14 protein-coding genes are annotated in these 12,916 nt (G+C 58.7%); 9 read left to right on the top strand and 5 right to left on the bottom strand.

The annotated features are described in order from the left end of the window. Positions 1–506 precede the first annotated feature (506 nt). Positions 507–1,706, bottom strand: a complete 1,200-nt coding sequence (gene tyrS, locus ACIO0C_RS02480; RefSeq protein WP_180202466.1) for a tyrosine--tRNA ligase — start codon at positions 1,704–1,706, stop codon at positions 507–509. A gap of 214 nt (positions 1,707–1,920) precedes the next feature. On the opposite strand from tyrS, the gene ACIO0C_RS02475 reads away from it, so the two are divergent. Next, entirely contained in the window at positions 1,921–3,357 is a 1,437-nt protein-coding gene (locus ACIO0C_RS02475) for a peptidoglycan DD-metalloendopeptidase family protein (protein WP_401307316.1), read from the top strand. A 3-nt stretch (positions 3,358–3,360) separates the two neighbouring features. Then, complete coding sequence (locus ACIO0C_RS02470) at positions 3,361–4,452, top strand: anhydro-N-acetylmuramic acid kinase (RefSeq protein WP_401307314.1); 1,092 nt, start codon at positions 3,361–3,363, stop codon at positions 4,450–4,452. A 67-nt stretch (positions 4,453–4,519) separates the two neighbouring features. Here the strand turns inward: ACIO0C_RS02470 and erpA are convergent, their stop codons facing one another. Together erpA and argC are read right to left on the bottom strand one after the other, a co-directional pair. Continuing rightward, positions 4,520–4,870, bottom strand: a complete 351-nt coding sequence (gene erpA, locus ACIO0C_RS02465; RefSeq protein WP_007906865.1) for an iron-sulfur cluster insertion protein ErpA — start codon at positions 4,868–4,870, stop codon at positions 4,520–4,522. Between the two features lie 167 nt (positions 4,871–5,037). Then, positions 5,038–6,072 (bottom strand): N-acetyl-gamma-glutamyl-phosphate reductase, encoded by a 1,035-nt coding sequence (argC, locus tag ACIO0C_RS02460; protein ID WP_020798783.1) that lies wholly within the window; start codon positions 6,070–6,072, stop codon positions 5,038–5,040. A 134-nt stretch (positions 6,073–6,206) separates the two neighbouring features. On the opposite strand from argC, the gene hemJ reads away from it, so the two are divergent. The 6 genes from hemJ to coq7 all read left to right on the top strand — a co-directional run bounded on the left by hemJ (position 6,207) and on the right by coq7 (position 10,740). After that, positions 6,207–6,638 carry a protoporphyrinogen oxidase HemJ gene (hemJ, locus tag ACIO0C_RS02455; RefSeq protein ID WP_401307310.1) on the top strand — a complete coding sequence of 144 codons (432 nt, stop codon included), beginning with the start codon at positions 6,207–6,209 and terminating at the stop codon, positions 6,636–6,638. A gap of 33 nt (positions 6,639–6,671) precedes the next feature. Beyond that, positions 6,672–7,640 carry an NAD(P)H-dependent flavin oxidoreductase gene (locus ACIO0C_RS02450; protein WP_401307307.1) on the top strand — a complete coding sequence of 323 codons (969 nt, stop codon included), beginning with the start codon at positions 6,672–6,674 and terminating at the stop codon, positions 7,638–7,640. Between the two features lie 62 nt (positions 7,641–7,702). Next, complete coding sequence (locus ACIO0C_RS02445) at positions 7,703–8,650, top strand: DUF805 domain-containing protein (RefSeq protein ID WP_401307304.1); 948 nt, start codon at positions 7,703–7,705, stop codon at positions 8,648–8,650. Positions 8,651–8,711: 61 nt separating this feature from the next. Beyond that, entirely contained in the window at positions 8,712–9,500 is a 789-nt protein-coding gene (locus ACIO0C_RS02440; protein WP_401307302.1) for an SDR family NAD(P)-dependent oxidoreductase, read from the top strand. Positions 9,501–9,580: 80 nt separating this feature from the next. Then, positions 9,581–9,919 carry a histidine triad nucleotide-binding protein gene (locus ACIO0C_RS02435; RefSeq protein ID WP_007986008.1) on the top strand — a complete coding sequence of 113 codons (339 nt, stop codon included), beginning with the start codon at positions 9,581–9,583 and terminating at the stop codon, positions 9,917–9,919. Between the two features lie 173 nt (positions 9,920–10,092). Continuing rightward, a complete protein-coding gene (gene coq7 / locus ACIO0C_RS02430; RefSeq protein ID WP_401307298.1) occupies positions 10,093–10,740 on the top strand; it encodes a 2-polyprenyl-3-methyl-6-methoxy-1,4-benzoquinone monooxygenase in 648 nt (215 codons plus the stop codon). 113 nt (positions 10,741–10,853) lie between these two features. Here the strand turns inward: coq7 and ACIO0C_RS02425 are convergent, their stop codons facing one another. Beyond that, on the bottom strand, positions 10,854–11,276 hold the full coding sequence (locus ACIO0C_RS02425) for an OsmC family protein (protein ID WP_008061600.1): 423 nt from the start codon (positions 11,274–11,276) through the stop codon (positions 10,854–10,856). Between the two features lie 230 nt (positions 11,277–11,506). On the opposite strand from ACIO0C_RS02425, the gene crp reads away from it, so the two are divergent. Continuing rightward, positions 11,507–12,151, top strand: a complete 645-nt coding sequence (gene crp, locus ACIO0C_RS02420; RefSeq protein ID WP_008061599.1) for a cAMP-activated global transcriptional regulator CRP — start codon at positions 11,507–11,509, stop codon at positions 12,149–12,151. Between the two features lie 10 nt (positions 12,152–12,161). On the opposite strand, the gene ACIO0C_RS02415 is transcribed toward crp, so the two are convergent. After that, positions 12,162–12,863: a biotin/lipoate A/B protein ligase family protein gene (locus ACIO0C_RS02415; RefSeq protein WP_401307293.1), complete on the bottom strand. Its 702-nt coding sequence runs from the start codon at positions 12,861–12,863 to the stop codon at positions 12,162–12,164. Positions 12,864–12,916 lie beyond the last annotated feature (53 nt).

Genomic DNA, 12,916 nt, shown 5'->3' with positions numbered 1-12,916 from the left:
AACTCTTCAGTTCAAACATCTTTGGGTTTTGAGAAAACCCTAAACTTGGCTCAGCAATCGTTGGTTACATCTTTGATTTCTCGCGGAGTAACTTGAGATGCTGATAATCTGTTGACTAGCAGTCTGACTCCACAAGCACCCACACGAATTGCTTGATTCAGTTGTTAAAGAGCGATTGGTTAAGAGCTTTGTCTCAACCGAGGCGCGCATTCTACAGCAGCCTCATTTGCTGTCAAGTGATATTTTTCAGAAGTTTTCAAGGAATCCTTAACAACTTCAACCACTTGCGCTTCAGATCTCTCGTCAGCGGGAGGCGAATTCTACAGCGTTACACGCTGCTGTCAACACCTCTTTTTCAACTTCCTTCTAGCTTCGATGAACTGAAGCAACCTGCTGCCGAAAACTTCGTAACTCATTGTTTAGCAAGGAGTTTTCCGTTTCGACTGCGCCGGAAGTGGGGCGAATTATAGGCTCCTAAAATTCGCCGTCAACCCTTTGTTTCAGGTTTATTCGGATTTGAGCGTAATGCGCGCAAATGCCTTTTTGCCAGCCTGGCAAACGTGGGTCGCACCCAGTACGTATATAAAGGAGCGATCGACGACCTCGCCATCGATGCGCACGCCACCGGAACCGAGCAGATCACGCGCCACAGCCGAGTTTTTCACCAGGCCAGCCTTATTAAGGACAGCAGCGATCGGCATATCTTCGGCAGCAGTCAATTCGATCTCAGGCAGATCGTCCGGCAGCTCGCCATCCTTCATACGGTTACCGGCCGCACGATGGGCATTGGCCGCAGCCTCCTCACCATGGAAACGGGCAACGATCTCTTCAGCCAGCTTGATCTTGATGTCACGCGGATTGGCACCCGCCTCGACATCGGCGCGGAACGCATTGATCTCATCCATGGAACGGAAGCTGAGCAGCTCGAAGTAACGCCACATCAGCGCATCCGGAATGGAGACCAGCTTGCTATACATCACTCCCGGCGCTTCCTGGATGCCGACGTAGTTGCCCAAGGACTTGGACATCTTCTTCACCCCATCGAGCCCTTCGAGCAACGGCATGGTCAGAATGCACTGGGCTTCCTGGCCGTAACCACGCTGCAGCTCACGCCCCATCAACAGGTTGAACTTCTGGTCGGTACCTCCGAGCTCGACATCCGCGCGCAAGGCGACCGAGTCATAGCCCTGGACCAGCGGATACAGGAACTCATGAATAGCGATCGGCTGATTGGTCGTGTAGCGCTTGTCGAAGTCATCGCGCTCGAGCATGCGTGCCACGGTGTACTGCGAAGTCAGGCGGATGAAGTCGGCCGGCCCCATCTGATCCATCCAGGTGGAGTTGAATGCCACTTCGGTTTTGGCCGGATCGAGAATCTTGAACACCTGGGTCTTGTAGGTCTCGGCGTTGTCGAGCACCTGTTCACGGGTCAGCGGCGGACGCGTTGCACTCTTGCCGCTTGGATCGCCGATCATCCCGGTGAAGTCGCCGATCAGGAAAATCACCTGATGACCCAGCTCCTGGAACTGGCGCAGCTTGTTGATAAGCACGGTGTGGCCCAGGTGCAAATCCGGTGCGGTCGGGTCGAAGCCGGCCTTGATACGCAGCGGCTGGCCACGCTTGAGCTTTTCGATCAGCTCGGACTCGACCAACAGTTCTTCCGCACCACGTTTAATCAGCGCTAGCTGCTCTTCAACCGACTTCATAACAGACCCGCAAGGCTCGAATTCAAAGGGGACCAACCATACAAGATCGCGCGTCAAATACAAAGTTTGGCCGGCACAATGACGCCAATCCGCTGACTAGGGTGTCCGCGGACTTGCTTCAGGGATGATTTGGTTATATTTTATACAGTTATTTCATCTTCATCATGTCATTCATCTTTTCCAATTCATCTTTTTCAAAGTCAAAACACTACTTATGACCAAAGAATCGTCTAAAGCGCCACCGCTTTACCCGAAAACCCACCTGCTCGCAGCGAGTGGCATCGCCGCCCTGCTGAGCCTGGCGCTTCTGGTATTTCCTTCCAGTGATGTCGAAGCCAAAAAGACAACCCTGAGTCTTGAACTGGAAAGCCCTGCTGAACAACTGACACAAGAACAAGACGCTGCAGACGCCGTCCAAGCCACAAATGAGGCTGTCGCGCCTCCTTTTGCGCAAATCGAGGACAGCGCGCCAGAGCAGCAGGAAACCGCTCAAGCCGCACCTGCTCCTGCAGCAGCACCTGCACCGGCCGCCGAAGAAAAGAAGGCGCCAAATCACAGGGAAGTGATCGTCAGCAAAGGCGATACGCTCTCCACGCTGTTCGAAAAAGTCGGCCTCCCAGCCACTTCGGTGCATGACTTGCTGGCCAGCGACAAACAGGCCAAACAATTCAGCCAGCTCAAGCATGGGCAGAAACTTGAATTCGAACTGGGTCCGGACGGCCAGCTGACCAGCCTGCACAGCAAGGTCAGCGACCTCGAAACCATCACCCTGACCAAGAACGTCAAGGGTTACAGCTTCAACCGTGTTACCGCCAAGCCCACCGTACGCTCTGCCTACGTGCATGGCGTGATCAACAGCTCGCTGTCGCAGTCCGCTGCGCGCGCGGGCCTGTCGCATCGACTGACCATGGACATGGCCAGCGTGTTTGGCTACGACGTCGACTTTGCCCAGGATATTCGCCAGGGCGACCAGTTCGATGTGATCTATGAACAGAAAGTGGTCAACGGCAAAGCAGTTGGCGACGGCCCAATCCTGTCCGCACGTTTCACCAACCGCGGCAAGACCTACACCGCCGTGCGCTACACCGACAAGCAAGGCAACAGCAGCTATTACACGGCTGATGGCAACAGCATGCGCAAGGCATTCATCCGTACCCCGGTGGACTTCGCCCGAATCAGCTCGAAATTTTCCATGGGCCGCAAGCACCCTATTCTGAACAAAATCCGCGCTCACAAAGGCGTGGACTACGCAGCACCACGCGGTACGCCAATCAAGGCAGCCGGTGACGGCAAAGTATTGCTCGCGGGTCGCCGCGGCGGTTACGGCAACACCGTAATCCTGCAGCACGGCAATACCTACCGCACCTTGTACGGCCACATGCAAGGCTTCGCCAAGGGCGTCAAGACAGGAGGCACTGTCAAACAAGGCCAGGTCATCGGCTACATTGGCACTACCGGCCTTTCCACCGGCCCGCACTTGCATTACGAGTTCCAGGTCAATGGCGTACACGTCGATCCGCTGGGCCAGAAAGTAGCGATGGCCGACCCGATTTCCAAAGCCGAACGCGCACGCTTCCGGGCGCAGAGCCAGCCCCTGATGGCCCGCATGGACCAGGAAAAAGCCACCCAGCTGGCTTCGGCCAAGCGCTAGGCCATGGCGCTCTATATAGGTGTGATGTCCGGGACCAGCCTTGATGGCCTGGACATAGCGCTGATCGAACAAGCTCCGGCGATCAGGCTGATCGCCACCCACTACATCCCGATGCCCGACTCCCTGCGCGCTGAGCTGCTTGGCTTGTGCGCCAGCGGTCCGGACGAAATCGCCCGCTCCGCCATCGCCCAGCAGAACTGGGTAAAGCTGGCGGCGCAGGGGGTTAATGCCCTACTTGCCCAACAACACCTCAAGCCTGAAGACATTCGCGCGATTGGTAGCCATGGCCAGACCATTCGCCATGAACCCGCGCGCGGCTTCACGGTGCAAATCGGTAACCCGGCCCTGCTGACCGAGCTGACCGGCATCACGGTGGTCAGCGATTTCCGTAGCCGTGACGTCGCCGCTGGTGGGCAAGGCGCGCCACTGGTTCCGGCCTTTCACGAAGCGCTTTTTGAAGAACAGTCCGGTAACCGCGCCGTGCTGAACGTGGGTGGCTTCAGCAACCTCAGCCTGATTGAACCCGGCAAGCCTGTCGCAGGTTTCGACTGCGGTCCGGGTAACGTGTTGCTGGATGCCTGGATTCACCAACAGCGCGGTGACAACTATGATCGTGATGGCCAATGGGCTGCCAGCGGCAAGATTGAACCGGTACTGTTGAAGGCGCTGCTCAGCGACCCGTTCTTTGTGACAAAGGGCCCGAAGAGTACCGGCCGGGAAGTCTTCAACCTGCCATGGCTGACCCGGCACCTGGCAGCGCTGCCGAACTTCGCGGCCGAGGATGTTCAGGCAACGCTGCTGGAACTGACGGCATTGACCATCATCGAATCGCTGCGCAGTTCCCAGGCAGATACTCAGGAGCTGCTGGTCTGCGGAGGTGGCGCGCACAACGGTGCACTGATGAAGCGCCTGGCCGACCTGCTACCGAATGCGATGGTCAGCAGTACCGCCACTCACGGTGTAGACCCGGACTGGGTCGAGGCCATGGCCTTCGCCTGGCTGGCCCATTGCTGCCTGGAAGGCATCGCGGCCAATCGCCCGAGTGTCACCGGCGCGCGTGGACTGCGCGTACTCGGCGCCATCTACCCCGCCTGAATGCCGGACAGCAAAACGCCGCAGGGCCCTGAGGCCATGCGGCGTTTTGATGATACAGACGCGCTGATCAGATCGAGAACGAAGAGCCACAGCCACAGGTGGTGGTAGCGTTCGGGTTCTTGATGACAAAACGCGAGCCTTCCAGACCTTCCTGGTAATCCACCTCGGCTCCTGCCAGGTACTGAAAGCTCATCGGATCGACAACCAGACTCACACCTTCGCGTTCAACGATGGTGTCGTCATCGGCCACTTCTTCATCGAAAGTGAAGCCGTACTGAAAACCTGAACAACCGCCGCCCGTAACGAATACGCGCAGCTTCAAGCGATCATTCCCCTCTTCATCGACCAGGCTCTTCACCTTGTGCGCGGCACCGTGGGTGAATTGCAAAGCCGTGGGGGTGAAGGATTCGACGCTCATGCTGACTATCTCCCGGCGTTACGCCGCCATAATGCGTGATGACGCGCATTATCCGCTTGTCCTAGAAAATCGGTCAACTATTGTTATGGTATATCAACCAACCCAGTCGCCCGCCCTGAATGCAAAAAGGCCCGTTCAACGGGCCTTTTGCTGTGCGCGATACAGCCTTACGGCAACATGCCCGCGTGGGACAGGCCCAGGCGCTCATCCAGGCCAAACAGGATGTTCATGTTCTGCACGGCCTGACCCGACGCACCTTTGACCAAGTTGTCGATCACCGACAACACGACCACCAGATCACCGTCCTGAGGGCGGTGCACAGCGATACGGCACACGTTGGCGCCGCGCACGCTGCGGGTTTCCGGATGACTGCCGGCTGGCATCACGTCGACGAACGGTTCATTGGCATAACGCTTTTCAAACAGCGCCTGCAGATCCACCGAGCGATCCACGACGGTTGCGTAGAGCGTGGAGTGAATGCCACGGATCATCGGGGTCAGGTGCGGTACGAAGGTCAGGCCAACGTCCTTGCCCGCGGCGCGACGCAGACCCTGGCGAATTTCCGGCAGATGACGATGCCCTTTGACGGCGTAAGCCTTCATGCTTTCCGACGTTTCGGAGTACAGCGAACCTACGGCAGCACCACGACCAGCGCCGCTGACGCCGGACTTGCAGTCGGCGATCAGGCGCGAAGCATCGGCCAGGCCCGCTTCGAGCAATGGCAGGAAACCCAACTGCGTGGCGGTCGGGTAGCAACCCGGTACCGCAATCAGGCGCGCTTTCTTGATCTGCTCGCGATTGACCTCCGGCAGGCCGTAGACCGCTTCGTCCAACAACTCCGGTGCACCGTGCGGCTGGCCGTACCACTTGGCCCATTCATCGGCGTCCTGCAGGCGGAAATCCGCAGACAGGTCGATGACCTTGGTACCGGCCGCCAGCAGCTCACCCGCCAAGGCATGTGCAACACCATGAGGGGTGGCGAAGAACACCACGTCGCACGCCCCCAGGGTCTTGATGTCCGGAACACTGAACGCCAGGCCGTCGTAGTGGCCTCGCAGGTTCGGGTACATGTCCGCCACGGCCAGGCCGGCCTCGGATCGGGAAGTGATCACCACCACTTCAGCTTGCGGATGTTGCGCCAACAGACGCAACAGTTCGACACCGGTGTAACCCGTGCCGCCGACGATACCGACCTTGACCATAAACCTGCCCTCAACGAACCCACTGGAAAGCCGTCGATAATAGGGCCCGTATCGTCCTGCGACAACCGGCAAGGTGACGTGCGGAGCCTCAAGCCTCTACTATCCGGCTACCATGAACCTGGGAATAACCAAAAATGCTTTATCTGTGGCTCAAAGCTTTCCACATCATCAGCGTCGTCTGCTGGTTTGCCGGCCTGTTCTACCTGCCGCGCCTGTTCGTCTACCATGCCCAAAGCCAAGACACCGTCAGCAAGGAGCGCTTCAGCATCATGGAGCGCAAGCTGTACCGAGGCATCATGGGGCCTTCGATGATCGCGACCCTGATTTTTGGCGGCTGGCTGATCAGCCTCAACCCGGGCGCCTACTTCAGCCAGGGTGGCTGGATGCACGCCAAGCTGACCCTGGTGGTGCTGCTGATCGGCTACCACCATATGTGCGGCGCGCAGGTGAAGCGCTTTGCCCGTGGCGAAAACACCCGCAGCCATGTCTTTTATCGCTGGTTCAATGAAGTGCCGGTTCTGATATTGCTGGCGATCGTAATTCTGGTCGTCGTTCGGCCGTTCTAAATCCAATAGGCACAACTCACCGGGGTACTTCCAATGTCGCTGCCCGCTCTGCTTGAACAACGCTTGCGTTTGCCCGTGGTGGCCGCGCCGATGTTCCTGATTTCCAACCCGCAACTGGTGCTTGCCTGCTGTCGCAACGGCGTAGTGGGCAGTTTTCCAGCGCTGAATCAACGCGAGAGCAGCGGCTTCAAGGCATGGCTGGAGGAAATCGAGGCAGGGCTGGCGACCCTTGAGAACCCTGCGCCCTATGCGGTGAACCTGATTGTGCACAACAGCAATCCGCGATTGCAGGCGGACCTGGACATCTGCATTGAACACAAGGTCCCGATCGTGATCACCAGCCTCGGCGCCGTGAAGGAGCTCGTCGACGCGGTCCACGGCTATGGCGGGCTGGTGTTCCATGATGTGACGACCCGTCGCCATGCCGAGAAGGCCGCCGAGGCGGGCGTGGACGGGCTGATTGCCGTCGCGGCGGGTGCTGGCGGACATGCCGGCACCTGGAGCCCGTTCTCGCTGATCGCCGAGATCCGCCAGTTCTTCGACAAGACGCTACTGCTGGCCGGATGCCTGAACCACGGTCACGAAATTCTTGCCGCGCAATTGCTGGGTGCGGACCTGGCCTACTTCGGCACACGATTTATCGGCACCACCGAGAGTCATGCGCCGGATGCCTACAAAGAGATGCTGCTGACATCCAGAGCGGCAGACATCATCCATACTCCAGCGGTGTCGGGCGTACCGGCAAGTTTCATGCGCCAGAGCCTGGAGGCCGCCGGATTCAACATGGCTGCGCTGCAAAACAAGGGCGAGGTTAATTTCGGCTCCAAACTCAAACCCATCAGCGATGAAGCCAAAGCCTGGAAAACCGTGTGGTCTGCGGGCCAGGGCGTCGGTGAAATCGATGATTTGCCAAGCGTCGATCAGTTGGTTGCACGCCTCGACGACGAGTACCGCAAGGCACAGGAACAAGCAGCGCAGCTGCGCCAACACTGGCCGCGCTGAACAACCGGGCCAGCTTGCGGCTGGCCATTCGTATCGAGACTTGCGACAAGGATGCCTGGGCGATGAGCGAAAACCGTTACAAGATCGTGTTCGACGGCACACTGCTGCCGGGCGTTGATATCAACACCGCCAAACTCAATCTCGCCGCGCTGTTCAAGAGCGACGTCAGCGCCATCGAGCGCTTGTTCAATGGTCGACCGGTAGCACTCAAGCGCGACCTGTCACAGGCTGATGCGCAAACCTATCTTCAAGCCCTGAAGAACACGGGCATCGATGCCCGGATCGAGAGGGAACCTTCGATCGAGCTTGACCTGTCGGATGCTCACGATCGTGTCGCTGTGACAGAACCACAATCTCCTTATTCGCCGCCACAAGCCAGCGTCGGCGAAAGTCTGCCGGAGTTCGCCGTACTCAAAGCCTTCAGCGTCGAAGGTCGAATCGGACGCCTGCGTTTTCTGGCGTGGACGATGGTGCTGAGCCTGGTGACCCTGCCCATTGTCGGCGTATTTGCGCTCATCGGCCTGGGGCTGGTCAGTGGCAATTCCACCAACGGGCTGATCATCGGCGGCATCTTCGCTTTCTTCCTGTTCATGGCGTTCCTGGTGGTCAGTGTTCTGTTCTCCATCCAGCGCTTGCACGATATAGGCTGGTCGGGCTGGCTCTGGCTCCTGAACCTGGTTCCATTCGTCGGCAGTTTCTTCCCGCTGGTGATCATGGTCATGCCGGGCAACGTCGGCGCTAACCGCTATGGCCCGCCTCCCCCGCCCAACAGCACGGCGGTCAAGGTTTTGTGCGCATTGTGGATTGTGTTTATCGGCCTGTTTTCCATCGGTGCGATGGTGGGTGGAATCTCGGCAATCCAGCAAGGGTATGAAGACACCCTCGAAAGCAGTTACCAGAGCGGCTCGGTGAGCAGCGACGAAATCGATGTCGAAGTCCAACCACAAGCAAATTCGCCTGCCGAGGCAGCCGAACAAGCCCCGCCCCCTGTAGACTCTGCGAAAGAATGAACAGCGCTCCCCGCCCGTGACACCTGCGTCGCGGCGCGGAGCTGTTGCGATGGAGAATGGCATGACCCGTTACGCTCTGATCACTGGCGCTTCCAGCGGCATCGGCCTGGCGATGGCCGAAGCGCTGGCCCGGCGCGGCCGCAGCCTGATTCTTGTGGCTCGACAGCGTGATCAGCTGGAAAGCATTGCGATTGAACTGACCCAACGTTTTGGCGTGGAAGTGTTGTTCCGTGCCTGCGATCTGGGCGAGCCGCTACGCCTGTCGGGCTTCCTGCTGGAGTTGGAAGAAGGCGACAGGCAGATCGACCTGCTGGTCAACTGCGCGGGCATCGGCACTTGCGGCCCGTTCCTGGCGCAGGACTGGATGACCGAGCAAGACCTGATCGAAGTGAACATCCTGGCACTCACTCGCCTGTGCCATGCCATCGGCAACAGCATGGCGTTGCAGGGCGGCGGTCAAATTCTGAACGTCGCTTCGGTCGCGGCATTCCAGCCCGGCCCGTGGATGAGCACTTACTATGCGAGCAAGGCCTATGTGCTGCACTTTTCCGAAGCCCTGCGCGTCGAGCTGAAAAAATGCGCGGTCAAGGTCTCGGTGCTCTGCCCCGGCCCGACTCGCACGGCGTTTTTCCGCACCGCGCAACTGAACAACGACAAACTGGCCAACAGTAAAATGCTGATGAGTCCGGAGGAAGTCGCGCTCTATACCGTGCGGGCCCTGGAGAAAAATCGCGCAATCATCATCCCCGGGCGGCGCAACCGCTGGTTCGCCACCCTGCCCCGGTTCGGCTCGCGCTGGCTGATCAGGACGATCACTGGCATGGTCATCAAGGCTCACTGCCCGCGCTGAAGAGGCCTACGGTAAAACACTGGGCGGGTACACCCGGCATGGGTACACTCGGGCCAGCCCAAACAACGGAGAAAACAGCTGTGGATACTCTGTTCACCAAGATCATCAACCGGGAAATCCCGGCGAAGATCATTTATGAGGACGACCAGGTACTGGCCTTCCACGACATCGCCCCACAGGCACCGGTGCACTTCCTGGTGGTTCCGAAGAAGCCGGTACGCACCTTGAACGACCTGACCGAGGACGACAAGGCTCTGGCTGGACACATCCTGTTCACCGCCCAGCGTCTGGCCCTGGAACTGGGTTGCGAAAAAGGTTTCCGCGTTGTCATGAACTGCAATGAAGAAGGTGGGCAGACTGTCTATCACATTCATATGCATGTACTGGGTCAGCGCCAGATGCACTGGCCGCCGGGCTGATAGACCGCTAACCCCTGCAGGAGCAAGGCTTGCCCGCGATGGCGATCTCCAGGACGCTATCGCGGGCAAGCCATGCTCCTACACGTTCGGTGGCGCCACCACAAATGACCCAACGCAAACCTTCCCCGGCCGATTGGGTTAAACTGGCCGCCGAGATTCCTCCGGAGGTCAGCATGACTACCCAACGTCACTACTCGCCGATTGATCGCCTTCTGCTGCAAGCCGATGCCGCGATGCGGACCCTGCTGCCCTTCAGCGGCCAGCCCTACCGTCCGTCGCCGGCCATCGTGCAACCCGATGCGAAATTGAGCGATGAAGACACCCGCCACGTTGCCGGGCTGATGCGCATCAACCATACCGGTGAAGTCTGCGCCCAGGCGCTGTACCAAGGTCAGGCCCTGACTGCCAAGCTGCCGCAAGTGCGCATCGCGATGGAGCACGCCGCCGAAGAAGAAGTCGACCATCTGGCGTGGTGTGAGCAACGCATCCATCAGTTGGGCAGCCACACCAGCATTCTCAATCCGCTGTTCTATGGCATGTCGTTTGGTATAGGTGCTGTTGCAGGCCTGATCAGCGACAAAGTCAGCCTTGGTTTTGTCGCAGCGACAGAAGATCAGGTGTGCAAGCACTTGAATGAACACCTGGAGCAACTGCCGGCCGAGGACGAAAAATCCCGGGCGATTCTCGAGCAGATGCGCATCGATGAAGAACAGCATGCCGAAAGCGCGCTGGAGGCTGGCGGTTTCCGCTTTCCGACACCGGTGAAGTTCGGGATGAGTTTGATGGCCAAGGTCATGACCAAGAGTACTTATCGGATCTGAGCGCTCGGTTGCCTGTCAGGGCCCCATCGCGGGCAAGCCCGCGCCCACAAAGTTTTGCGACAGACATGAAAAAGGCGACTGCCGTGAGGGAGTCGCCTTTTTTTGATGTCGATTCAACCCAGTTCGATGATCTCGTAGTCGTGAGTGATCTCTACACCTGCCGCACCCAGCATGATCGAAGCCGAGCAATATTTTTCAGCGGACAGTTCGATGGCGCGCTTGACCTGCGCTTCCTTCAGGCCACGGCCCTTGACCACAAAATGCATGTGGATCTTGGTGAATACCTTCGGATCTTCAGTCGCGCGCTCGGCTTCAAGGAATGCCTCGCAGCTCTCGACCGCCTGACGGGACTTCTTGAGGATGCTGACCACATCGAAGTTGCTGCAACCGCCTACACCCAGCAGGAGCATTTCCATCGGCCGGACACCCAGGTTACGACCGCCGGCATCGGGCGGACCGTCCATGACCACGACATGACCGCTGCCGGATTCGCCGAGGAACATGGCTTCGCCAGCCCATTGGATGCGTGCCTTCATCGCCAAGACTCCACTGTCTAAAAAAAGGGTCGCCAGCTTAGCACAGGCCCCTTGATTGACAGTGACCGCCGTCCTAGGACATAACCTACGACGCTGTAGGTAAAATCTCGAATATTGCAAGAAGTGTCTGGTAAGCTGGCGCCAATTCGCTGGCGCCTGGCCAACTGTGCCCCAATGTCCGCAGTTCTTAAAAAACCCAACACACCGTGCAGTCTTTTCGGGATACAACCATGGTTGCTATTGCCCCCACCCCCAAGATGAAAAACCTCGACAAGCTGTTGATGCATTGCCAGCGCCGTCGCTATCAGGCCAAGAGCAACATCATTTGTGCCGGTGACCGCTCGGAGACGCTGTTCTTCATCATCAAGGGTTCGGTCACCATCCTGATCGAAGACGACGATGGCCGGGAAATGATCATCGCCTACCTGAACGCCGGGGACTTTTTCGGTGAGCTGGGTTTGTTTGAGCAGGCCGGCCACGAACAGGAACGCAGTGCCTGGGTGCGGGCGAAGGTCGAATGCGAAGTGGCGGAAATCAGCTACGCGAAATTCCGCGAACTGTCGCAGCAAGACCCGGACATTCTTTACGTTCTAAGCGGACAAATCGCACAACGCCTGCGCAACACCACCCGCAAGGTCGGTGACTTGGCGTTTTTCGACGTCACCGGTCGCGTCGCCCGCTGCCTGCTTGAGCTGTGCAAGCAGCCCGATGCCATGACCCATCCCGACGGCATGCAAATCAAGGTGACCCGTCAGGAAATCGGACGGATCGTCGGCTGTTCCCGGGAGATGGTGGGACGTGTGCTCAAGGATCTGGAAGAGCGCAACCTGGTGGATGTCAAAGGCAAGACCATGGTGGTCTTCGGTACGCGCTAAGCTCGTAAACTTAGCCGTTGAACATCCGCACCAGCATTTGCCGATAGAGTTCATCGAGACGTTCCAGCGCATCCGGCGCGGTGAACTTCTCATGCAAGGCAATGTGGCTTTCAGCGCGCACCCGTTGCTCCAGACCGCAGGCCTCATTGAAGCGATTGACCGCCGCGGCCATCGATTGGCGCTCGTTATCCAGCAACATCGCACCATGAACCAGCCCGACTGGACGCTGACCACCCTGGCTCTGGCGCCAGCGCTGGGCAGTACCGACCATCTTGCGACCATCCAGATTGACGTTGAAGCGGCCATCACAGAACGCACCGGCTATTTCGCCCAGGGACGAAGTGCCGCCCAGCTCATCCAGCAACTGGCAGATCGGATCGCACAGACGTCGGTAGCCGGTCTCGATACGGTTCAGATCCCCTTCGCTGCGCGCCGGCGCGTAAACCAGGGCGATGTTGATCGTCGAGGCGGATTGCGGCACCGGTTCACCACCGGTTTCACGCAACAGCACCGGCCAGCCGGCAGCGGCGGAGACTTCGCAGGCGTGTTCGAATCCCGGTAAGCGATTCAAACGGCGTGGCATCACCAAAGCCCGATCGCTCGGCTGCCAGAACAACAGGCCGAACTCCGCGTCGCCGGCACAGACCGATGCCAACAGATCCTGTTCGGCCTGCAGGCCGGCTTCGATGGTCAGAGAGATTGGCAGCGACATGGAGCGACTCCGGCAGACTTCACGTCCTTGGGGAATTTGATGGCCTCATCGCG

The sequence above is a fragment of the Pseudomonas sp. NPDC087336 genome (assembly GCF_044744285.1).
Lineage (GTDB): Bacteria > Pseudomonadota > Gammaproteobacteria > Pseudomonadales > Pseudomonadaceae > Aquipseudomonas.
This window is presented reverse-complemented; position numbering and strand designations above follow the sequence as displayed.

What these genes read in the sequence shown, in the direction of transcription:
- ACIO0C_RS02475 (WP_401307316.1), top strand. Translation starts at nt 1,921, where the DNA reads ATGACCAAAGAATCGTCTAAAGCGCCACCGCTTTACCCGAAAACCCAC.
- erpA (WP_007906865.1), bottom strand. Translation starts at nt 4,870, where the DNA reads ATGAGCGTCGAATCCTTCACCCCCACGGCTTTGCAATTCACCCACGGT.
- coq7 (WP_401307298.1), top strand. Translation starts at nt 10,093, where the DNA reads ATGACTACCCAACGTCACTACTCGCCGATTGATCGCCTTCTGCTGCAA.
- ACIO0C_RS02425 (WP_008061600.1), bottom strand. Translation starts at nt 11,276, where the DNA reads ATGAAGGCACGCATCCAATGGGCTGGCGAAGCCATGTTCCTCGGCGAA.
- tyrS (WP_180202466.1), bottom strand. Translation starts at nt 1,706, where the DNA reads ATGAAGTCGGTTGAAGAGCAGCTAGCGCTGATTAAACGTGGTGCGGAA.
- ACIO0C_RS02415 (WP_401307293.1), bottom strand. Translation starts at nt 12,863, where the DNA reads ATGTCGCTGCCAATCTCTCTGACCATCGAAGCCGGCCTGCAGGCCGAA.
- argC (WP_020798783.1), bottom strand. Translation starts at nt 6,072, where the DNA reads ATGGTCAAGGTCGGTATCGTCGGCGGCACGGGTTACACCGGTGTCGAA.
- ACIO0C_RS02445 (WP_401307304.1), top strand. Translation starts at nt 7,703, where the DNA reads ATGAGCGAAAACCGTTACAAGATCGTGTTCGACGGCACACTGCTGCCG.
- ACIO0C_RS02440 (WP_401307302.1), top strand. Translation starts at nt 8,712, where the DNA reads ATGACCCGTTACGCTCTGATCACTGGCGCTTCCAGCGGCATCGGCCTG.
- ACIO0C_RS02450 (WP_401307307.1), top strand. Translation starts at nt 6,672, where the DNA reads ATGTCGCTGCCCGCTCTGCTTGAACAACGCTTGCGTTTGCCCGTGGTG.
- crp (WP_008061599.1), top strand. Translation starts at nt 11,507, where the DNA reads ATGGTTGCTATTGCCCCCACCCCCAAGATGAAAAACCTCGACAAGCTG.
- hemJ (WP_401307310.1), top strand. Translation starts at nt 6,207, where the DNA reads ATGCTTTATCTGTGGCTCAAAGCTTTCCACATCATCAGCGTCGTCTGC.
- ACIO0C_RS02470 (WP_401307314.1), top strand. Translation starts at nt 3,361, where the DNA reads ATGGCGCTCTATATAGGTGTGATGTCCGGGACCAGCCTTGATGGCCTG.